Genomic DNA, 23,403 nt, shown 5'->3' on the forward strand with positions numbered 1-23,403 from the left:
TACATCGTTAAGTGCGAGCCAATCACTAAGTGCATCATTAAGTGCGAGTGAATCATTAAGCACATCACTAAGTGCAAGCCAATCATTAAGTACATCAATAAGCGCAAGTGAGTCATTAAGCACATCAGTGAGTGCTAGTCAATCAATGAGTACATCACTAAGTGCAAGTGAATCATTAAGTACATCGTTAAGTACATCGTTAAGTACGAGTCAATCATTAAGTACATCGTTAAGTACGAGTCAATCATTAAGTACATCACTAAGTGCAAGTGAATCATTAAGTACATCATTAAGTACGAGTGAATCATTAAGTACATCGTTAAGTGCAAGCCAATCATTAAGTACATCACTAAGTGCGAGTGAATCATTAAGTACATCACTAAGTGCAAGTGAATCATTAAGTACATCACTAAGTACGAGTCAATCGTTGAGCACATCATTGAGTGCAAGCGAATCATTAAGTACATCACTAAGTGCAAGTCAATCATTGAGTACATCATTAAGCACAAGTGAGTCATTAAGTACATCACTAAGTACGAGTCAATCATTGAGTACGTCACTAAGTGCAAGTGAGTCATTAAGTACATCACTAAGTACGAGTCAATCGTTGAGCACATCATTGAGTGCAAGCGAATCATTAAGTACATCACTAAGTGTAAGTCAATCAATGAGTACATCATTAAGCACAAGTGAGTCATTAAGTACATCACTAAGCACGAGTCAATCATTAAGTACATCGTTAAGTGCAAGCCAATCATTAAGTACATCATTAAGTGCAAGTGAGTCATTAAGTACATCACTAAGTGCGAGTGAATCATTAAGTACATCACTAAGTGTGAGTGAATCATTGAGTACATCATTAAGTGCAAGTGAGTCATTAAGCACATCAGTGAGTGCGAGTCAATCATTAAGCACATCAGTAAGTGCTAGTCAATCAATGAGTACATCACTAAGTGCAAGTGAATCATTAAGTGCATCATTAAGCGCGAGTCAATCATTAAGCACGAGTGAATCAATGAGTACATCGTTAAGTGCGAGCTCATCACTAAGTACATCAGTGAGTGCAAGTGGGTCATTAAGTACATCGTTAAGTGCGAGCGAATCACTAAGTATATCATTAAGTACGAGTGAATCATTAAGTACATCGTTAAGTGCAAGCCAATCATTAAGTACATCACTAAGCGCAAGTGAGTCATTAAGCACATCAGTGAGTGCTAGTCAATCAATAAGCACAAGCGAATCAATGAGTACCTCACTAAGTGCTAGTCAATCATTAAGTACATCACTAAGTGCAAGTGAGTCATTAAGCACATCACTAAGTGCGAGTCAGTCATTAAGTACATCACTAAGTGCAAGTGAGTCATTAAGCACATCACTAAGTGCGAGTCAGTCATTAAGTACATCACTAAGTGCAAGTGAGTCATTAAGCACATCACTAAGTGCGAGTCAGTCATTAAGTACATCACTAAGTGCAAGTGAGTCATTAAGTACATCACTAAGTGCGAGTGAATCATTAAGTACATCGTTAAGTGCAAGCGAATCATTAAGCACATCAATAAGCGCAAGTGAGTCATTAAGCACATCACTAAGTGCGAGTGAATCATTAAGTACGAGTCAATCATTAAGCACATCATTAAGTACAAGTGAATCACTAAGTGCATCATTAAGTACAAGTGAATCAATGAGTACCTCACTAAGTGCGAGTGAATCATTGAGTACATCACTAAGTACAAGTGAATCAATGAGTACATCATTAAGTGCAAGTGAGTCATTAAGCACATCAGTGAGTGCTAGTCAATCAATGAGTATCTCACTAAGTGCGAGTGAATCATTAAGTACATCATTAAGTACATCACTAAGCGCAAGTGAGTCATTAAGCACATCATTAAGTGCAAGTGAATCATTAAGTACATCGTTAAGTGCGAGCGAATCAATGAGTACCTCACTAAGTGCTAGTCAATCACTAAGTACCTCACTAAGTGCAAGTGAATCATTAAGTACCTCACTAAGTGCGAGCGAATCATTAAGCACATCATTAAGTGCGAGTGAATCATTAAGTACATCAGTGAGTGCTAGTCAATCAATGAGTACCTCACTAAGTGCAAGCCAATCATTAAGTACATCGTTAAGTGCGAGCGAATCATTAAGCACATCATTAAGTACTAGTCAATCATTAAGTACATCAATAAGCGCAAGTGAGTCATTAAGCACATCAGTGAGTGCTAGTCAATCAATGAGTACATCACTAAGTGCTAGTCAATCACTAAGTGCATCATTAAGTGCGAGCGAATCATTAAGTACATCACTAAGTGCAAGTGAATCATTAAGTACATCGTTAAGTGCAAGCCAATCATTAAGCACATCACTAAGTGTGAGTGAATCATTAAGCACATCAGTGAGTGCTAGTCAATCAATGAGTACATCACTAAGTGCGAGCGAATCACTAAGTACATCAGTAAGTACGAGTCAATCATTAAGTACATCAGTGAGTGCTAGTCAATCAATGAGTACATCGTTAAGTGCAAGCCAATCATTAAGTACATCATTAAGTACAAGTGAATCACTAAGTACATCATTAAGTACATCAATAAGCGCAAGTGAATCATTAAGTACCTCACTAAGTGCGAGCGAATCACTAAGTACCTCACTAAGTGCAAGTGAATCATTAAGTACATCAATAAGCGCAAGTGAATCATTAAGTACATCACTAAGTGCGAGTGAATCATTAAGCACATCAATAAGTACAAGTGAATCATTAAGTACGTCATTAAGCACAAGCTCATCACTAAGTACCTCACTAAGTGCAAGTCAATCATTAAGTGAATCATTAAGTGCAAGTCAATCATTAAGTGAATCATTAAGCGCGAGTCAATCATTAAGTACATCATTAAGCGCAAGTGAATCATTAAGTACATCATTAAGTACGAGTGAATCATTAATTACATCGTTAAGTGCGAGCGAATCATTAAGCACATCAATAAGCGCAAGTGAGTCATTAAGCACATCACTAAGTGCGAGTCAATCATTGAGTACATCGTTAAGTGCTAGTCAATCACTAAGTACATCATTAAGTGCAAGTGAGTCATTAAGCACATCAGTGAGTGCGAGTCAATCAATGAGTACCTCACTAAGTGCAAGTGAGTCATTAAGCACATCACTAAGTGCAAGTGAATCATTAAGTACATCGTTAAGTGCTAGTCAATCACTAAGTACATCATTAAGTGCAAGCCAATCATTAAGTACATCATTAAGTGCAAGTGAATCACTAAGTACCTCACTAAGTGCGAGCGAATCACTAAGTACCTCACTAAGTGCAAGTGAATCATTAAGTGCATCATTAAGCGTGAGTCAATCATTAAGTACAAGTCAATCATTAAGTACATCGTTAAGTGCAAGCCAATCATTAAGTACACCAGTAAGCACAAGTGAATCAATGAGTACACCATTAAGTGCGAGTGAATCAATGAGTACATCACTAAGTGCAAGTGAGTCATTAAGCACATCAGTGAGTGCGAGTGAATCAATGAGTACATCACTAAGTGCAAGTGAGTCATTAAGCACATCAGTGAGTGCGAGTGAATCAATGAGTACATCACTAAGTGCAAGTGAGTCATTAAGCACATCACTAAGTGCGAGTCAATCATTAAGCACATCACTAAGTGCAAGTGAGTCATTAAGCACATCACTAAGTGCTAGTCAATCATTGAGTACATCGTTAAGTGCTAGTCAATCATTAAGTACATCAGTGAGTGTGAGTCAATCAATGAGTACATCACTAAGTGCAAGCCAATCATTAAGTACATCACTAAGCGCAAGTGAATCATTAAGTACCTCACTAAGTGCGAGTCAATCAATGAGTACATCGTTAAGTGCAAGTCAATCACTAAGTACATCATTAAGTGCAAGTGAGTCATTAAGCACATCAGTGAGTGCTAGTCAATCAATGAGTACCTCACTAAGTGCGAGTGAATCATTAAGTACATCGTTAAGTGCTAGTCAATCACTAAGTACATCAATAAGCACAAGCGAATCAATTAGTACCTCACTAAGTGCTAGTCAGTCATTAAGTACATCATTAAGTGCAAGTGAGTCATTAAGCACATCACTAAGTACAAGTGAGTTACCAAGTCAATCTGAATCTCATAGAGAAAGTCAAACACAAAGTAGATTGCCACATACCGGTGAAGAAAAAGCTAGCCAAACAGGCTTAATTGGTTTAGCATTACTGGGAGCAGGTGCTTTACTTAAAAAGAAAAAAAGACAAGATGAAGAAACAGACGAACTAGACGCATAAGATTAAAGGCAATATAAACACAATAAAATAACTAACTGGATAATATTATCCAGTTAGTTATACGTGTTTATAGGTATACATGAAATATAAAAAATATAGGAGAACTGGTATGATAAAGTACATTCGAAAACAACTGCATAAATATCCAGCTGTTCGAAAATCTTTAGTAACATTATTAATCTTGAGCATTTATTTATTAGGAACACATATTTCAGTTCCTGGGCTTAGCAAAGATCATATCCATGTTAATGAGTTTTTAGCACAAGTCAGTCAATTAACTGCTGGAAACTATAATACGATTAACTTATTTACATTAGGATTAGGTCCATACATGTCGGGTATGATTTTGTGGAGATTAGTCACTATGCAGAAAATAGTTGATATAGATAAAATGCCTGAACAAAAAATAAATGGTATTAGAATGATAGTTATAATTATCATTGCACTTATTCAGGCACTTAATATCATGTTGAATATTAATAGCGTTAAAATAAATGGAATACCAGATTTTATTATCAATGGTGTTATCATGTTGAGTTTAATTTCGGGAATGTGTGTACTTATGTGGTTATGTAGCATGAATATAGCATATGGTATAGGTGGAATGTCTATTATAATATTGATAAATGTTCTTTCTAACCTAATGAAGCAAATTCTTGAATTATTATTTGCTAAAGAGTATATTATTCTAAGTATTGTTATCTTCCTTATTATTTTAGCAATATTATTATGTATATTAATGGATAAAGGAGAATATAGAATACCTTTAAATAGAGTAGGTATTGATAGTGATTATAGAGAAAAAACATACTTGCCAATTAAAGTTAATTCATCCGGGGGATTATCTATTATGTATGCTTTGACTTTATTTGCATTGCCACAATATTTAGTCTATATCTTATCCTATTTCTTTAAAAATAATAACATATTAGACTGGTTAGTTAGACACTTAAATGTTCAAACAGGATTTGGCTTAACTATTTATCTAGTTATTATTTTTTACCTAACAATAGGCTTTGGATTTTTCAATGTTAATCCAGATGATATTGCTGAACAACTTCAAAAAAATGGAGATTATATTGACAACGTTAAACCAGGAAAAGAAACAAGACACTATTTGAATAAACTTGTGTTGCACATGTCAATATTTGGAGCAACCTATATTACAATTTTAGCAGGAGCACCATTATTGTATGGTCTATTAACACAAACAACCTCTCAATTATACTATTTGCCGGGTTCAGTTATGTTAATAACGGGATTGACACTTGTTGTTTTAGAAGAAATAGATGTTTTACTTATTGGAAACAAATACAAAACCATTTTAGATGATATAATTGAAAAATAGAAAGGAGATGTGAGATGTTTTATTTTATTCCAGCATGGTATAGTCATTACAAAAAATGGGGAATGCTTGATAATCATAAAATAGAGTTTGACGATACAATCAATCAAATTCGTATGTTCAAAAAAGCGAACGAAAAGTTGTGTGTAGTTGTGACAAACTATTTTCCACAACTTAGACACTTTTTACATCGTCAAGATTTATTAGATGTTTCAGTATTACCTATTTTTGACATTATTCAAGACACTCAAAACACCCCCATTCAACGTATTATTCAACTTGATGATTTTGATTGGGACAAACACACTGAATTTGTCTACACACCATTTCTTATTTCAGCACGTCAACACAATCAACTTATTGCTAATATTATACTTAATGATGCTGGACAAATCGCATCAGTAGATTTTTTTGGTACACAAGGCAAAACATATCTATTTGACGATAGAGGTTTTTTATCCAGTATTATTTATTATGATGAGAATAGAATAGCATTATATCAAGAATATATGAATTCTTTTGGCGATTGGTGTATTCGGGAACATTTATTAAGTGATAAACATTATATAGAAGTCAATCCAAATCAAGCAAGTAAATTTTCACAATTAATATATGCTGACCTAGAAGAACTTATTCAAGATATATTGACAAGTGAACATTTAAGTCTACAAACAGACCAAGATTACCTTATTATCGCCGCTCACCCACATCATCACGATTTATATTTAAATTGTTTCTCACATATCAAAAAAGGTATTTCTTTTTTCTTAGATAGATATCCAATAGAATTATTAACATTAACAAATGAATGGGAAAATACACCATTTATCGTAGCAGATACTGAAATTAAACGAGAGCAAATTCAAGAGAAACTTCCACAATTTAATCAGTCTATCTATCATTTGCCGCCTTATGATACACGTTTGAGATTAGGAACAAGTCAGCGTTTGAAACAATTGCAAGTTTGTTTAGTGATTGATACTTTATCTGATGAAACTATCTTAGAACTCTTTTATACATTAGCTCAGATGATGGTAAACAATGACAAAATAGACCTAGTTATCGTGACAAGAAATCTTGAAAAAGTAAATCAGTATAAACAGATGTTGACTACCATACTTGACACGTTCCCTGTCGATTATGAAGAAGATGAAGAAACATCTTTAGACGATACAAAAGAACCTCTAACATGGTATAGCAAGCGTATCAACCTTGTTGGCATTAAAGAAGAACAAGATATTATTTTGGTGTTTGAAACAGTTCGTGTGATTGTTGATATGCAAGAAAATCCCGATATTTTTATTCAAATTGCAGGAATTAGTGCAGGAATTCCACAAATTAATTTGAAAACCTCACAATATGTGATACATCAAAAAAATGGCTATATTATTGAGTGTAGTGACGAATTGCCAAAGGCTTTGGAATATTATCTATCCGGATTGAAGCATTGGAATGAAGCATTAGTTTATTCAGTAGACAGATTACTAACCTATACAGACGATAAAATCGTGGAAGAATGGAAAAAAATAATGAGGCAGACAACATGAAAAAGAAAAAAAAGAAAATATTACATATAGGATCAGTTGAATGGCAAGAAAATATTCATGTTCCGGACAATATTAGTTGGTATGATGTACGCCCAGATGAAATACATACCATTCCAATTACCAAATTTGTGGAAGAAAAACGTGGGAAAAAAATCATCAACAAAGAAGTACCTGAAGTGTATGATGTTGTCATTTTAAGTGATTACTTTGTGACGGGAGATTTGACATACATTGAAGAAACAGTCAACGCCTATGCAGTAGTTTGTCAATATGGATTCCAACATGCTCCTGAATTAACAGCATTCTTTAAAAAGAAAATGCCTCAACCATTACACATGGATTCGCCACAACAAGTTGTTGACATTATCCATAAAAATTTTTTTAATGGACAATACGGAAGTAAACTACCTATCTCATCTATTGATATTTCACCAAATTTTAAAGGGAACATGCACTATGAAGGATCCGCCTATTTAAGTCTAACGCATCAATTTGGACAAGACTTATCTCCTATTTGTTTTTGGAAATATAATGTGATGCTAGACAAAAATGTGGCTATGGAAATATGGTTAGAATACATGTGTGAGCACACTTGTGAGATAGAACTACATGTTCAACTAATTGCTATGGGTGGAAATGAAGTCATTAAAGAGTGGACACTTCATCAAGAAGATATGCAAAATCCGACTATTTTTGATGAAAAAGATGGAGGATATTTAAGTTTTTCTCTATGGGTTAAAGGGGAAGGAACAATCCAAATAGGAGCATTACATCATAGATTTTCCAATTTGACTTATGGGCAATTTATTTTGGGTGGACAACGCTATAGTGACGAAAAGCGACAAGAATTTATTTATTACTTTAATCCAGGGAACTTAAAACCACCTTTAAATATTTATTTTTCAGGGTTTCGTCCAGCCGAAGGATTTGAAGGATACTGGATGTTGAAAAGTCTAGGACATCCATTCTTATTATTCGGAGATCCTCGTTTAGAAGGTGGCGCTTTTTACATGGGAAGCCCAGAATTTGAACAGAAAATATTATCTGTTATTCAAGAATGCTTGACATACTTGAATTTCAGCAATAAAGATATGATTTTATCTGGGTTATCTATGGGAACATTTGGTGCGTTATACTATGGAAGTCAATGTTCGCCCTATGCCATTATTATTGGAAAACCATTAGTTAATGTTGGAAGTATTGCTGGTGTAGCACAGAAACTAAGGCCAAATGAATTTCATACATCATTTGATGTGTTAAAACTACATACAGGTGGAATTAGTCAAGAACATATTAAACAATTAGACGAAAGATTTTGGACACATTTTTCATCTTCAACATTCCAAAACACCATGATTGCAACATCATACATGAAGCATGACGACTATGATCCAAGCGCATATTATAACATGATTGAACGTGTAGGACATCAGTCTATCAAGATTTATGGCAATGGTTGGATAGGTAGACATAATGATAATAGTGCTGCCATTACAAACTGGTTTTTCACACAATATAAAGAAATTATAAAACGAGATTTTGGAGGTACTTTTGAATGACACATCAAATGATAGCCCCGATAGTAATACAGTGGAGTAAAGGGGGAGCAAGTTTTTTATACGGAACACATTTAGAATATCAAAAAGACGGTAGTATTATTTTTGAAAATAATTTAATGACATCTGGAACGATTGTTCAAGAATGGATTTCTCATGGAGTCTATCAAGCTACACGTAGAATATCGCCTCTTCCTCTATTAATTCCGGGAAAAACTTATCAATTGATTGCAAATATGACCTGTGTACCCCAAAACAGTATTTTTATAGGTATAAAATTTTTTGACCGCTATGAACATGAATTAGACTTTGTCATTTTAAAAGAATCCACTAATCAATTTAACGTTCCTGAACAGACTTACCAATACCGTATTCAATTGATAAATGCTGGGTGCAAACGGATTGATTTTCACTCATTAGTACTTCAAGAAAATGAAGAGTGTTCTCGTCAGTTAAGACAACAATCAGATGTAAAAGTAAATAAACTCATTCAACCAGATAAAGCAAACGACACAATAACGATTATCTTTTTGGAAAACATCAACCACTCTGTTAGTGTATACAATCATTTGGCTAAAAACTTAACGAATGTTTGGCTTGTCAGTGATATACTAACACAAGAAAATAGCGTTGATTTTGTAAGTCGTATTCATCAACTAAAAAAGCATTATGCCATAACACATGTGAAACTAGTTGGTTATGATAAAATTAGCAATTTTTTAGCCCTTTACTATGGAACGATTTTTGCAAATAGTTATGTATACATCACAGATGATTTAGGCAATGTGGAGTATTATCAAGAGATGCTACATATTCAAGAGGGACAAGATATATTAAAAACAACAGATTACCACTATGTGTACATTTACAAAAATATACAAGATAACATGGGAATTTTAAAACCACTTATTGACACTAGTTTACATTTGAAGTATCTACCATTACATAAACAGAAAGAGGAATAGTAGTCATGAAATATGCCTTAATTGATAGACGTCGACTAAGAAAATTGAATAAAATCTTAAAAAAGATTAATGCTTTGTCTGACTTTATGGCACAACTAAGTGATGAAGAATTGCAATATCAAACAGTTTTATTTAAAGACAGACTAGCTAAAGGTGAAACATTAGATGATTTACTAGTAGAAGCCTTTGCCAGTATTCGTGAAGCAGCAAAACGTATACTAGGTACGTATCCTTATGATGTACAAGTATTAGGTGCAATTGTCTTACATCAAGGAAATATTGCTGAGATGAAAACAGGTGAGGGAAAAACATTAACAGCTACCATGCCAATCTACTTAAATGCTTTATCTGGAAAAGGTGTTATTTTAGTTACAACGAATGATTATTTAGCAAACAGAGATGCAAAAGAAATGGGTAAAGTATATACCTTCATGGGATTAACTGTTGGTAATATTGCTCAATACGATGATAAGAAACTAACACCTAAAATGAGAAGAAAAATTTATAATTGTGATATTGTCTATACAACACATAGTGGGCTTGGTTTTGACTATTTGATGGACAACTTAGCCAGCAGTCCTGAACATAAATTTTTACGCCCATTTCATTATGTTATTATTGATGAGATTGATGCTATTTTATTAGATAATGCCCAAACACCACTAGTCATTTCTGGAGCACCTAAAGTGCAATCAAATTTGTACCAGATGTGCAATGATTTTATTTTAACTTTAGTTAAAGAAATAGATTATAAAGTAGATGAAGAAAAAACAAGCGTATGGTTAACCGAAAAAGGAATGAAAGAAGCAGAAGCATTCTTTTTAGAAAAGCATCTTTATACACATGACAACATTAAACTTGTTCAGCATATTCTTCTGGCTTTAAAAGCACATCTGTTATTTGAAAAAGATAAAGACTATGTTATTGATGATAAAGAAATTAAGCTACTTGATAGACAAGATGGACGCGTTATTAAAGGCGTTAAATTACAATCAGGGCAACACCAAGCAATTGAAACAAAAGAACATGTTAAAATAACAACAGACGATAGAGCCATGGCAACGATAACTTACCAAAATCTATTTAAGCTATTTCCAAAAATGTCAGGAATGACTGGAACAGGTAAGGTTGCTGAAGATGAATTTATTGAAACCTATCAACTAGAAGTTGTTGTCATTCCCACACATAAACCAGTTATTAGAATTGATTATCCTGATAAAATTTTTCCAACATTGCCAGAAAAACTATACGCTTCAATGGAGATGGTAAAGCAATTACACCAAAAAGGACAGCCCATTATTATTGCAACAGCCAATGTAGATATTTCGGCTATTTACTCTCAATTATTATTAATGGAAGGTATTCCACACAATGTGTTGAATGCATATAATGTTGCAAAAGAAGCGGAAATTATAAAAGATGCCGGTCAATTTGGAGCAGTAACGGTTGCAACACCCATTGCAGGACGAGGAACAGATATTTTGCTTGGAAAAGGTGTGCAAGAATTAGGAGGATTAGCTATTATAGGAACTGAAAAAATGACTAACCCACGTGTTGATTTACAAATGAGAGGACGTTCTGGTCGACAGGGAGATCCTGGAATGAGTCAATTCTTTGTATCACTAGAAGATGATGTTATTGTCAAAAATGGTGCAAAATGGCTAATAAAACACTATAAAGAATTATCCAAAACAGCACATTCTCATCATCCTAGACAATTGAAAGCTAAACGTATTGCACGTGCTATTCGACAAGCACAAGAAGTGAGTGAAAATAAAGGGCGTGGAGCCAGAGCTATGGCATTGGCATTTGATGAGTCAGTTAAAGTCCAAAGAAATCTTCTTTATAAAGAAAGAGATATATTAATTGAACAAAGTCATATTCCTATCCAAAACACGCTTGAAACCGTGATAGACAATTTTATTGATCAAACAGTACCATTGACAATACAAAATATTGAGCGTTATATTTTAGATAACATGAGTTATCAATTTGAACATCATTTATTACAGTCATTAAATGTAGAAAACAAACTGGACGTAAAGCAATTTCTAATGGACTATATCCAACAAGAACTAACAAAAAAAGAAACATTATTAAAAAGTTCGCAAAATATTACAAATTTTTATCGCACATGTGTTATCAAAGCAATGGATGAGAGTTGGATTGGACAAGTAGATTATTTACAACAACTAAGAGCGATGATGGTATCACGAACACATGCTCAAAAAGATCCGTTAAAAGAATACAAAAAAGAGGCATACATAGCCTTTGATGATATGAAGAATGTTATTAAATATAATATATTAAAAAATGTTATGTTAAGTAGAATTACTATTCAAGATGATCGTTTGAGTATTCATTTTGTGTAAATTAAATAAAGAAAGGGAAGCAAAGATGACCATTTATAATATTAATCTTGGTATAGGGTGGGCAAGTAGTGGTGTAGAATATGCACAAGTCTATCGAGCAGGGGTGTTTAGACAGTTAAAGCAACCTGCAAAATTTATTTTTACAGATATGATTAGGGAAAACATTCAACATTTGACTCAAAATATAGGTTTTTTAGACGAAGAAGTGATTTGGTTATATACTTATTTTACTGATATTAACATTGCGCCGACAACATATACATTAGATGATTTTCTCAAAACTATTCCATATACACAAGAACCTAGAATTGAAAGAACAGAACAAATCGTTCGCTATATTTATAGTGACCATAACGTTTTTTTCACAGCATATTTAGCACCAAATAGTACCACTAAAGTGGAACGTGTAGAATACGTTGTTAATGGTATTTTAGTTAGAAAAGACTATTTTTCATATACAAAAATTTATTCAGAATATTATGCACCTAAAAATAATGAGGCATGTTTATACCAACGTCGATTTTTTAATGAGGACGGTAGTGTTGCCTATGAAGAAATAATAGACGGAGCACAATCTATTTATCGAATGAATGAAAAAACAATTTTATACTCTAAAGAAGAATTCATGGTATATTTTATGAAACAGTTGTGTTTGACTAAAGAAGATATTGTGATTTTAGACCGTTCAACAGGAACAGGGCAAGCTGTTTTTCAATACTGTAAGCCAGCACGCCTTGGGATTGTTGTTCATGCTGAACATTTTAGTGCAAATTCTGTTACACAAGACACAATTTTATGGAATAACTATTATGATTACCAATTTACAAATGCAGATAAAGTAGACTTTTTCATTACTGCTACTAAAGCTCAAAAAGACTTACTAGTGCAACAGTTTGAAAAATATACACCATTCATACCTGCTATTTATGAAGTGCCTGTTGGTAGTTTAGACACATTAAAAGGTATGGATACACCAAGAAAACCTTATGCACTAGTAACTGCCTCACGTTTAGCATCAGAAAAACATATTGATTGGTTAATTCACGCTGTGGCAAACGCTAAAAAAAGTATTCCAGAGTTGACATTTGATATTTATGGTGAGGGTGGACAATCTGATGCTTTAAGACAACTAATTACAGAATATAACGCTCAAGATTACATTCAGCTAAAAGGGCATCAAGATTTAAGCGATGTTTATCAACAGTATACAACTTATGTAAGTGCCTCAACGAGTGAAGGATTTGGCTTAACATTATTAGAGGCAGTAGGTTCAGGGTTATCTATGATTGGATTTAATGTACGCTATGGAAATCAAACCTTTATTCAAAATGGTGAAAACGGCTATTTGATTGACAAAACAGACGACATGGACTGGCATGATATTGTGACACAATTATCTGAAAAAATTGTTCAATTGCTGACGAAACATAACTTGGAGTATGCACAAAAAGTATCTTATCGTATTGCTGAACACTATTTGACAAGTGAAACTGAACAAAAATGGTTACGTGTACTGAAAGGAGAGAAAGCATGATTTGTTTGTACCAACACTATAATCAAGAGAGCCAAGATTTGCACTATTCATTAAATCAAATTGGTGTGAATTGCCCAGTCGTTGTGATTGAAGATAACGGATTTTTACCTGAACACGTGTATTCTCCATTTCGTCACTATACAGAGAATAAAAAGCATAGCGGTAAACCTTTATATTACAATCAATTAAAAGTACCAGACTACTGGGAAATAGAAGGCAATCAACACGAGGCAAAAGTAATGGACCTTGGAGTTGTTCGTGCCATTATCCGATACGCTTTTCCAAAACATTTACGTTTAATTCAAACAGTTGAATGGTTAGATATGAATGGAAAAGTCAGAAGTATAGATAGATACAATCAGTATGGTTGGAGATTTGCACAAACTATTTTTACAAGTGATACTAAACCAATTAATACGACTTACTATACTCAAGATGAAAAAGAAATTTTAGTTGAAAATCATCAAGTAGGTACATTAAGTTTAAATGATGGACAACATGTCAGACTATTTGCGAATAGGATAGAATTTATTCACTTTTATTTAAAAAATGCTCAATTTAATTTAGATAAAATTATTTATAATTCATTGGCGGAACCATTTTTAGTTGCGTATTATTTAAAAGAAACAGGTGAAGATACATTAGTATGGCAGGAAAATATTCAAAATGAAATACCGGGCAATATGGAAATCCTTCTACAAAAAAATTGCAATCGCCTAACACGAGTACTCGTTCAAAATAAAGGCGTTTATCAACGTTTAAATGAATTGATGAATGCTGAACAAAAAGAGAAATGTCAATTTATCGGGAACATTTATCCGATTAAACGTCAAAATACACTAACACCAACGATTTTAATTTACACAAATTCAGATCAAATTGAGCAAATTGAACCATTAATTCAATCTTTACCAATGTATTATTTTAACATTGCAGCATTAACAGAAATGTCTAGTCATTTAATGGCATTACAATCTTATCCTAATGTCCATCTTTTCCCAAATGTGACAATGGCTAATATACATAAATTAAACACAACATGTGATATTTATTTAGATATTAATCATTATGACGAAGTTGTATCAGCGCTTAGAACAGCCTTTGAGCATAATATGTTATTATTTGCTTTTTCTAATACCGTACATCATAAATCGTATATTAATGATGCACTAATCTTTAATCCAGAAGATGTTCATGAAATGATTGCAACATTGCAACATATTCACACAAATAAAGAAGAAATGATTAATTTATTGAATGCACAATACACATCTTCTGATCATCAAAGCAGTGAAGACTATCATCGTATATGGGAGAATTAGTATGAGCCAGCAAAAAAATATTTTGGAAAAAGCAATTGAAGAGCAAATGAATGAGGCACGATATGAAGTACCAAAAGAGAAAAAGAAGAAAAAAAACTTTAATATGCAAATTATTTTAATAATAGGTGTGTTATTAGGTTTAATTGCCAGCTTGTTACGTTTATTTATGTGAATGTGAGGGGAACAGATGAAAAAAATATCTATTATTATTCCAATATATATACAGAGTAGCTTAAACTATTTGGAAAATTGTTTGAACTCATTAGAGGAACAAACTTTTAAAGATTTTAAAGTGATTATCATTGATACACTAAAAAACGAGAAAAATCAAGTTGTTTACAAACAACTTATACAACGCTATTCCCATAGCGTTGTATATAAACTTGAACATCTCGATACACCGTATGCAACCTTTATAAACCCAAATGATTTTTTAGATAAATTGTATTTAGAGCAATTAATGACAACATTGGAAAAACATCATGTAAATGTTGCAATAACAAATTTTACATTATACAATCATCAAACTGGAGCATACGCATTCCATATTCATAAAGATCAGTATGCAGAAAACATCTACACGCCAGAACAATGGGAGCATGCTCAGGTTGAACAGAAATTTTGGTTGAATAAATGCTATGCAATGCCGTGGGCGAAATTATTTTCTAGTGAACTATTCAATAAATATATAACAAGCATTGAGTATTCAGACTTACTAAATGAGTTGTATCAGTTATATACTGACAAACAATTTAAAGCAGTTTATATTAATGATTCAAAATATATTATGCGAACTGAATACCCCGGTGAATACGAACAATTTTCTTTTTCTGTAAAACCAATTCATGATAGTTTGGATTATATTTTAGCACACAATAGTTCAGTGGCACGTTTTGGAGATGGTGAGATTGATATTATTGCAGGGCATTCTATTCCTTACCAAGAATATGATGCAGCATTGGCTTGCGAACTTGCCAATATTTTAAGTCAACAAAGCACACCAAACTTTTTGGTATGTTTACCTGATGTGTTTGAACAGCAAGAGCGTTATCAGCCTTTTACCATGAATTTTTGGAAAGAGCATCTTATTAAATTTTCTGATGTATATCATTATGTGTGTGCTGCATCTTGGTATGGGAGTACATTTATTTCTAGACCTTACATTGATTTAGTGGACAAAAGTGCGTCTAAGCAATATTTTGGTAAATTAAAGAAAATTTGGGATAATAAAGATATTCTTATTGTAGAAGGTGTTTCATCACGTTCTGGAGTAGGAAATGACTTATTTGATAATGCACGCTCTATTCAAAGAATTATTTGCCCCCCTAAAAATGCATTTAGTTACTATGAAGAGATTGCACATGCCATTCGTCAACACGGCAAACATAAGCTCGTTTTACTTATGTTAGGTCCAACAGCAAAAGTCTTATCGTATCATCTTAGCCAAGAAGGGTATCGCACTATAGATATTGGTCACATTGATTCTGAATATGAATGGTATAAAATGGGAGCAGAAACTAAAGTTAAACTTTCAAACAAGCATACAGCAGAATTTAATCATGATGAACATATTACGTATCATTATGATTCAGTCTATCTCTCTCAAATTGTTTATCAAATAGGTAAAGAGCATTTACCAGAAAAGATAAATGAACAAAAAGAAGTGGTCACGGTCATTGTTCCCGTGTATAATGCAGAAAAGTATTTAAGAACGTGTATAGACAGTATTTTAAGACAGACATATGCTTCCATACGTTTGTTGCTTATTAATGACGGATCAACGGATAGTTCTGCCCAAATTTGCGAGGAATATGCACAACAAGATGAGCGTGTATTTGTTCATCATAAATTAAATGGTGGAGTAGCAGAGGCTAGAAATTATGGGCTGAGTATTGCAAAACATATTGATTCCGAGTACATTTTATTTGTTGATTGTGATGATTGGTTAGAAATCAATCATATCGAAAAATTACATACATTGCTAAAGAAAACAGATAGTGATATTGCAATTGGAAACTTTACGGCTTATCATCAAAATAAGAATACTTTTGCGTTTCATATTCATCAAAATGATATATTTGAGAAAACGTATACTGTTGCAGAATGGTTTAAAGAAGAATATCAACCACAATGGTGCTTGAGCCAATGTTTTACTGTGCCTTGGGCAAAATTGTATAAAAAATCTTTGTTGAATCATATTGTGTATCCTGTTGGTAAGCGTGTGGAAGATGATTATACAACGTACAAAGTCTATCTAATGGCTGAAAAAATTGCTTTTCTTAACGAATCAATTTATTTCCATAGAAAATATGAAAATAGCATTACAGGGCATAGTTCTTTGATTGATGTATACCCACTTGAAAGTATTGAAGAGAGAATTACATTGCTTACATTAAAAGGTATGGACATCTCCTTAGAAAAGAATGCATATCTATGGCGCTTAACTCTTCATGCAGATATTTATAAAAAAAGTGGGAATATGGTTAAATATAAAGAAATAATGGCAAAATTACATTTATGTAAATGTTAATGGGGGCTATATAAATTGAGAAATATAAATATATAGACTGAATAGGAGAAAAAATGAAAGTACATATTACAAATCTACATGGACATGCGCAAAGCAGTGTTGCACAAATAGCACAGAACATGGTCACCAAAATTGCCATGGAAATGGGAATTAGAGAAATTGGTATTTATGCTTATCCAGTTCAAACGGATAGTCCTAGTGAATTAAGTAAACGAATTGACGGTATGATGGCTGGACTTGGTCGAGATGATATTGTCATTATGCAATCTCCAACATGGAACAATATAGAGTTTGACGAAATTTTTATTAGAAAAATTAAACTGTATTCAGATGTCAAATTCGCTATTTTTATTCACGATATTATTCCATTAATGTTTAAATCAAACGAATATTTAATTGATCGAGTGATTGCGATGTATAATAGTGCTGATGTGATTATTGTGCCATCTCAAAAAATGTTAGATGAATTGTACCGTAGAGGATTGACTGTTAAACGCATAATTATTCAACACATGTGGGATTATCCAGTTGATTTAATGCTTGACACACCAAAATTTAGCCAAACAATAAACTTTGCTGGAAATCCAGAGCGCTTTACATTCATTAATGAATGGACGTATGCTAATCCACTACGTGTATTTACAGGACAAACTATTGATACTTCAGAAATTAATGTTATACACGAACCATGGAGAGCAAATCATGAATTACTAATTGACTTAGCAAAATTCGGAGGCTTTGGTCTTGTATGGTCGCAAAAAAGTGATGTAGATTATTATGAGTTGAATATTTCTTACAAATTAGGAAGCTATCTTGCAGCAGGCTTACCAGTTATTGTGCAAGACACCTTATCAAATCAACAGATTATAAAAGACAACCATATAGGTATAGTTGTTAAAGACTTAGAAGAAGCAAATGAGCGGATTAGCCGAATGACTGAATTAGAATATAATGAAATGGTAGAGAATGTGAAAAACTATCGTGGGCTAATTACACAAGGATTTTACACTAAAAAAGTATTGGTAGATACAATTCATGCTTTGCTAAGTCAATAAAATGATTAAGTATTATCTTAAAATTGCAAGGGACTAGGAAAAAAAGTCTTAACAATAAAAAACAGCTTATAATGACGTCATCAGAAACGTTGATTCTAAGCTGTTTTCAATTTTTTAAATGGTAATCGAAACGTTGAAATTCTAGTTTTTCCCAGTCCCAGCACGTTTGTACAGGCAGTAACACAATTATTTTTTCTTGTCTAATACGGCATCAATAGCTAAAGCGATTGAGATAACATAGATAGCATGTTCAGGATTTGGAATATGTAGTTCAAAAGTGTCTGTCCATGAGAAGAAGCGTTTCTTGATTGTGGCAATCACTGATTGATTTTTGTCATAAATGGTATACTCACATAAATCTTCTCTCTTAATTAACCACCCTAACGCTTCAATAGTGAATTTTGGTTTAAGAAAAGACCATTCTTGTTTGATTGATGCTACAAGTGTATCTTGTATATAAATATTAAAACTAGGCATGAAAAATGAGAAACTTTCTTTAAAATAAGCAAGTTCGTTATCAGTATTTGCTTGGTAGAGATGTAATTTACGTCCTATTAAGGAGAAATTTCCTTTTATTGTGTATACAGGTTGTTCATGCTCATCATAAATATTAAAATTTTGCATAAGTGATAGTGCTTTTTGTTTCATATAAAGATACATAATAGCTTCCCCCTTTTTCATGATGTCTATATTATAACTTATCTTGTACATAAAAACATCAGACTAACGGCTGAATTAAAACATTAGAGGGTATAGTAAATATCATTTTTTTATGAAATCATGCAAATCAATAATAGATTTTAATAGACGAATGACTCTTTTTTTGTTATGATAGACTAAATTCAATGAAAAAGAGAGTACTGTTTGTGAACTAGTCTAGCGAATCGGAAGTGGTGAGAGCCGATGTAGTTGCAAATAAGGAAGCGCACTTTTGAGAAGGGAAACCCGTTTCGACACGTTACGTCTAATGAGTGGAAATAAAATTTCAATTAGAGTGGTACCACGGACTTGTATTCGTCTCTATTAAATAGGTAAATCTATTTAATAGAGTTTTTTTATTGCAAAATTAACGTAGAAAAGAGGAAATAGAATGAATGATTATAAATTAATTGTTGCCAAAGCACTACACGAACAATTAAAACATGCTTTAGACGAAGAAGCGATTTATCACTTGTTAGAAGTGCCTAAGTATGCTCATTTAGGGGATTTAGCTTTTCCATGTTTTACATTGGCTAAAGCATTAAGACAAGCTCCGCATCATATTTCTCAAGGACTTGTACCATCAATAACTAGTCCATATATTGATAAAGTGGAAGCGGTTGGACCTTATGTGAACATCTTTTTAAATCGTCAAGTTGTTTCACAAGAAATTTTGAGTATTATTAAAGAACAAGGCACACATTATGGCGATTTGACTATTGGTCAAGGCAAAAATGTTACATTTGATATGTCCTCGCCTAACATTGCTAAGCCAATGTCTATGGGACATTTACGTTCAACAGTTATTGGAGCATCTTTATCAAATATTTATAAAAAAATTGGATATAATACTATTAATATCAATCATTTAGGCGATTGGGGAACACAATTTGGAAAACTAATTGTAGCGTATAAGCGTTGGGGAAATGAAGATGTGGTTAAAGCTGATCCAGTCAATGAATTAGTAAAATTATATGTTGAATTTCATGCTCAAGCTGAAGAGCATCCTGAATTAGAAGATGAGGCACGTGCTATTTTTAAACGTTTAGAAGACGGTGACTCAGAAATGGTGACGTTATGGCAATGGTTTAAAGATGAATCTATTAAAGAGTTTGAAAAAGTGTATAGTATGTTAGATGTTCATTTTGATTATTATACAGGCGAGGCTTTTTACAATGATAAAATGGCAGAGCATATTGAATATTTAGAAAAACATCATATTTCAGAAGTTGATAATAATGCAACAATTGTACGTTTAGATGAGGAAGAATTGCCGCCAGCACTTATTAAAAAATCAGACGGAGCAACATTATACTTAACACGTGATATTGCAACAGCGTATTACCGTCATCGTACCTATGATTTTGTGAAAAGTGTGTACGTTGTTGGGAATGAACAAGCTAATCATTTTAAACAATTAAAAGCGGTCTTGAAAAAAATGGGAAATGATTGGTCTGATGACATGGTGCATGTTGCATTCGGATTAATTACAATTAATGGCCGTAAAATGTCAACACGTAAAGGAGAAATCATTTTACTTGAAGATGTGTTAAACGATGCAACGGAATTAGCCTTAGAGCAAATTGAATTAAAAAATCCAAACCTAGCAAATAAAAAAGAAGTAGCTGCTCAAGTTGGGATAGGTGCCGTTGTATTCCATGACTTAAAAAATGATCGTATGAATAGTTTTAATTTCAACGTTGATGAAGTGGTTCAGTTTGAGGGTGAAACAGGGCCATATATTCAATATTCACGTGTTAGAGCATTGAGTATTTTAAGAAAAGCAACTATGGAAAATCTTCAAACAGATACACTTTCTCTTGTAGATGACTATGCATGGGATGTTATTAAAATGTTACGTGAGTTTCCGCAAGCAATTGAACGTGCAAGTAAATTATATGAACCGTCTGTTTTATCAAAATATGTTATTCAATTAGCTCAAAGTTTTAATAAATATTATGCTAATAGCACTGTTTTAGCAGACGATAAGGAAAAATATGCACGTTTAGTGTTAGTACAGGCAGTTGCTGATGTTTTAAAAGAAGGTTTAAGATTATTGAGTATTAAAGCTCCGGATGAAATGTAATAAAGGGAAGCGTAACGTATGACTAATCATTATTACACAAATCAATCAGAGGTTATTTCACAAGAAAGAAAACATACTATTCATGTGGCAAACTTAGCATTACAGATGTATACAGATAATGGCGTTTTTTCCAAAATGGGATTGGATTTTGGATCCCGTGTCTTAATTGAAACTTTGCTACAAGAAAAATTATGTGCTGGAAATATTTTAGATGTAGGGTGTGGTTATGGTCCAATAGGGATTACTTTAGCAAAATACTACCCAGATAAGTTTATACAAATGGTTGATATAAATGAACGGGCAGTACATTTAGCTAATAAAAATATAGAACTTAACACAGTGACGAATGCTCATGCTCTCCATTCAAACCTCTATGAACACATTGAGGATTTTCAGTTGGCATGTATTGTATCTAATCCACCAATTCGTGCAGGAAAAAGTGTTGTACATCATATTATTGAGCATGCTCATGAGCATTTAGCAAGTGAGGGGAAACTTATTATTGTCATTCAAAAAAAACAAGGTGCTCCAAGTGCACAAAAGAAAATGGAATCAATTTTTGGCAATGTGACTTTATTAAACAGGGAAAAAGGCTATTGGATACTATGTAGCCAAAAAGATGCGACAGATAGAGGATAAATACATTTCATCTTAGTATGTGTAATGTACAATCGTATTCTGATGCTCTTATAGAGAGTAAGACTTGTGAAATGAAGAAATCAGGTTCTAGGTTTTGTCGAGTTCTTTCTTTAGTGCAGAAAGCGTAATAAATAGTGTGGTGTTGAGTGAAGAAAAAGATACATAAGGGTTTATTATCTTGTTTTTAATGTACACATAGTGTATAAGCAAAAGTTTTAAGTTATGATATATAAACATTCATATAGATAATAGCACACAATATATTGTGTGCTATTTGTTTGTTTTATGTATATCTAGTATTTTTGCTATATCGTTTAACTTGCTTTTCTAGACGAAACGTAGTACAGTATTAAAAGAATATTTAAAAGGAGTCTATAAGATGAATCCATATATTGCGATTGATTGGAATAGTATAGAGGATACTATTGATAAATTAACATGGGAGAAATTAACTGAGCAATTTTGGTTAGATACACGTATTCCATTATCGAATGACTTAGACGATTGGCGGACATTGAGTGAAGCAGAACGTGATGTGGTTGAGAAAGTGTTTGGTGGATTAACATTGTTGGATACATTACAATCACAAGACGGTGTGGAAATGCTAAAACAAGATGTGCGTACTCAACATGAGGAGGCAGTTTATAATAATATTCAATTTATGGAATCTGTTCATGCCAAAAGTTATTCCTCTATTTTTAGTACATTAAACACAAAATTAGAAATTGAAGAAATTTTTGCTTGGACAAATTCAAATGAATTTCTACAAACAAAAGCTAACATGATAAATGATGTGTACCAAAATGGGACACCTTTACAACGAAAAGCAGCTAGTGTATTATTAGAATCATTTCTATTTTATTCAGGATTTTTTGCTCCTCTCTATTATTTAGGGAATAATAAATTGGCTAATGTTGCTGAAATTATCAAATTGATTATTCGTGATGAATCTGTTCATGGCACATATATCGGATATAAATTTCAATTATCATATAATGAATTAAGTGAGCAAGAACAAGATACATTGAAAAATTGGGTCTTTGAATTGACTTATACCTTATATGAAAATGAAATTAAATACACACAAATGATTTATGATCAAGTAGGTTGGACAGAGAAAGTCAAAGTATTTATTCGTTACAACGCCAATAAAGCATTGCAAAATCTAGGTTTTGATCCACTGTTTCCAGATACGGCAGAAGATGTTGATCCAATTGTGATGAACGGAATTTCTACTGGAACAAGTAACCATGATTTCTTTTCACAAGTTGGGAATGGGTATTTGTTGGGAGAAGTTGAAGCCATGGAAAATGACGATTATGTAAAATGGCTATAATATTGTATTCCTTGTAAATTTGGTAGAATGAAGACGTATTAGCTTAAAAAAGAGCATTCTATTGGAATGCTTTTTTCATGACTATTTTCATTAAATGATACAAAATTGTGAAAGAAGGTGCCC

Annotated in this window: 15 protein-coding genes and 1 other annotated feature; of the genes, 14 read left to right on the forward strand and 1 reads right to left on the reverse strand. The window is 32.9% G+C overall.

The features are described 5' to 3' along the window. The 11 genes from E4T68_RS03545 to E4T68_RS03590 all read left to right on the forward strand — a co-directional run. Positions 1–4,294: LPXTG cell wall anchor domain-containing protein (locus tag E4T68_RS03545; protein ID WP_135124189.1), on the forward strand; the 4,294-nt coding region annotated here is incomplete at its 5' end. 109 nt (positions 4,295–4,403) lie between these two features. Beyond that, positions 4,404–5,642, forward strand: a complete 1,239-nt coding sequence (gene secY2, locus E4T68_RS03550) for an accessory Sec system protein translocase subunit SecY2 (RefSeq protein WP_167753795.1) — start codon at positions 4,404–4,406, stop codon at positions 5,640–5,642. A 14-nt stretch (positions 5,643–5,656) separates the two neighbouring features. Beyond that, positions 5,657–7,186, forward strand: coding sequence for an accessory Sec system protein Asp1 (gene asp1, locus E4T68_RS03555; protein ID WP_135124193.1), 1,530 nt, complete (start codon positions 5,657–5,659; stop codon positions 7,184–7,186). Then, complete coding sequence (gene asp2 / locus E4T68_RS03560; RefSeq protein WP_167753796.1) at positions 7,183–8,745, forward strand: accessory Sec system protein Asp2; 1,563 nt, start codon at positions 7,183–7,185, stop codon at positions 8,743–8,745. The genes asp1 and asp2 overlap by 4 nt, the downstream gene beginning before the upstream one ends. Continuing rightward, positions 8,742–9,707, forward strand: a complete 966-nt coding sequence (gene asp3 / locus E4T68_RS03565) for an accessory Sec system protein Asp3 (protein WP_135124197.1) — start codon at positions 8,742–8,744, stop codon at positions 9,705–9,707. The genes asp2 and asp3 overlap by 4 nt, the downstream gene beginning before the upstream one ends. Positions 9,708–9,712: 5 nt before the next feature. Beyond that, positions 9,713–12,079, forward strand: coding sequence for an accessory Sec system translocase SecA2 (gene secA2 / locus E4T68_RS03570; RefSeq protein WP_135124199.1), 2,367 nt, complete (start codon positions 9,713–9,715; stop codon positions 12,077–12,079). A 25-nt stretch (positions 12,080–12,104) separates the two neighbouring features. Further along, on the forward strand, positions 12,105–13,613 hold the full coding sequence (gene gtfA / locus E4T68_RS03575; protein WP_135124201.1) for an accessory Sec system glycosyltransferase GtfA: 1,509 nt from the start codon (positions 12,105–12,107) through the stop codon (positions 13,611–13,613). Next, complete coding sequence (gene gtfB / locus E4T68_RS03580; RefSeq protein ID WP_167753797.1) at positions 13,610–14,935, forward strand: accessory Sec system glycosylation chaperone GtfB; 1,326 nt, start codon at positions 13,610–13,612, stop codon at positions 14,933–14,935. Before gtfA ends, gtfB begins: the two co-directional genes overlap by 4 nt. A gap of 1 nt (position 14,936) precedes the next feature. Beyond that, positions 14,937–15,107 carry a hypothetical protein gene (locus E4T68_RS09245; RefSeq protein ID WP_167753798.1) on the forward strand — a complete coding sequence of 57 codons (171 nt, stop codon included), beginning with the start codon at positions 14,937–14,939 and terminating at the stop codon, positions 15,105–15,107. 15 nt (positions 15,108–15,122) lie between these two features. Then, a complete protein-coding gene (locus E4T68_RS03585; RefSeq protein ID WP_228099235.1) occupies positions 15,123–17,465 on the forward strand; it encodes an SP_1767 family glycosyltransferase in 2,343 nt (780 codons plus the stop codon). A 53-nt stretch (positions 17,466–17,518) separates the two neighbouring features. Further along, positions 17,519–18,520: a sugar transferase gene (locus tag E4T68_RS03590; RefSeq protein WP_135124205.1), complete on the forward strand. Its 1,002-nt coding sequence runs from the start codon at positions 17,519–17,521 to the stop codon at positions 18,518–18,520. A 186-nt stretch (positions 18,521–18,706) separates the two neighbouring features. Here E4T68_RS03590 and E4T68_RS03595 read toward each other — a convergent pair whose 3' ends face one another. Continuing rightward, on the reverse strand, positions 18,707–19,168 hold the full coding sequence (locus tag E4T68_RS03595; protein WP_135124207.1) for an LURP-one-related/scramblase family protein: 462 nt from the start codon (positions 19,166–19,168) through the stop codon (positions 18,707–18,709). A gap of 188 nt (positions 19,169–19,356) precedes the next feature. After that, positions 19,357–19,545, forward strand: a binding site (T-box leader). A 65-nt stretch (positions 19,546–19,610) separates the two neighbouring features. Between E4T68_RS03595 and argS the strand changes: the two genes are divergently transcribed. From argS to nrdF, 3 genes are all read left to right on the forward strand, one after another. Further along, the gene (gene argS / locus E4T68_RS03600) at positions 19,611–21,305 is read left to right on the forward strand and encodes an arginine--tRNA ligase (protein ID WP_135124209.1); all 1,695 of its coding nucleotides are present in this window, start codon (positions 19,611–19,613) and stop codon (positions 21,303–21,305) included. Positions 21,306–21,323: 18 nt separating this feature from the next. Beyond that, the gene (locus tag E4T68_RS03605) at positions 21,324–21,944 is read left to right on the forward strand and encodes a class I SAM-dependent methyltransferase (RefSeq protein ID WP_135124211.1); all 621 of its coding nucleotides are present in this window, start codon (positions 21,324–21,326) and stop codon (positions 21,942–21,944) included. 379 nt (positions 21,945–22,323) lie between these two features. After that, positions 22,324–23,280 carry a class 1b ribonucleoside-diphosphate reductase subunit beta gene (gene nrdF, locus E4T68_RS03610; RefSeq protein WP_135124213.1) on the forward strand — a complete coding sequence of 319 codons (957 nt, stop codon included), beginning with the start codon at positions 22,324–22,326 and terminating at the stop codon, positions 23,278–23,280. Positions 23,281–23,403 lie beyond the last annotated feature (123 nt).

It is taken from the genome of Granulicatella sp. WM01, from assembly GCF_004570605.1.
In the GTDB taxonomy this organism is placed as follows: domain Bacteria; phylum Bacillota; class Bacilli; order Lactobacillales; family Aerococcaceae; genus WM01.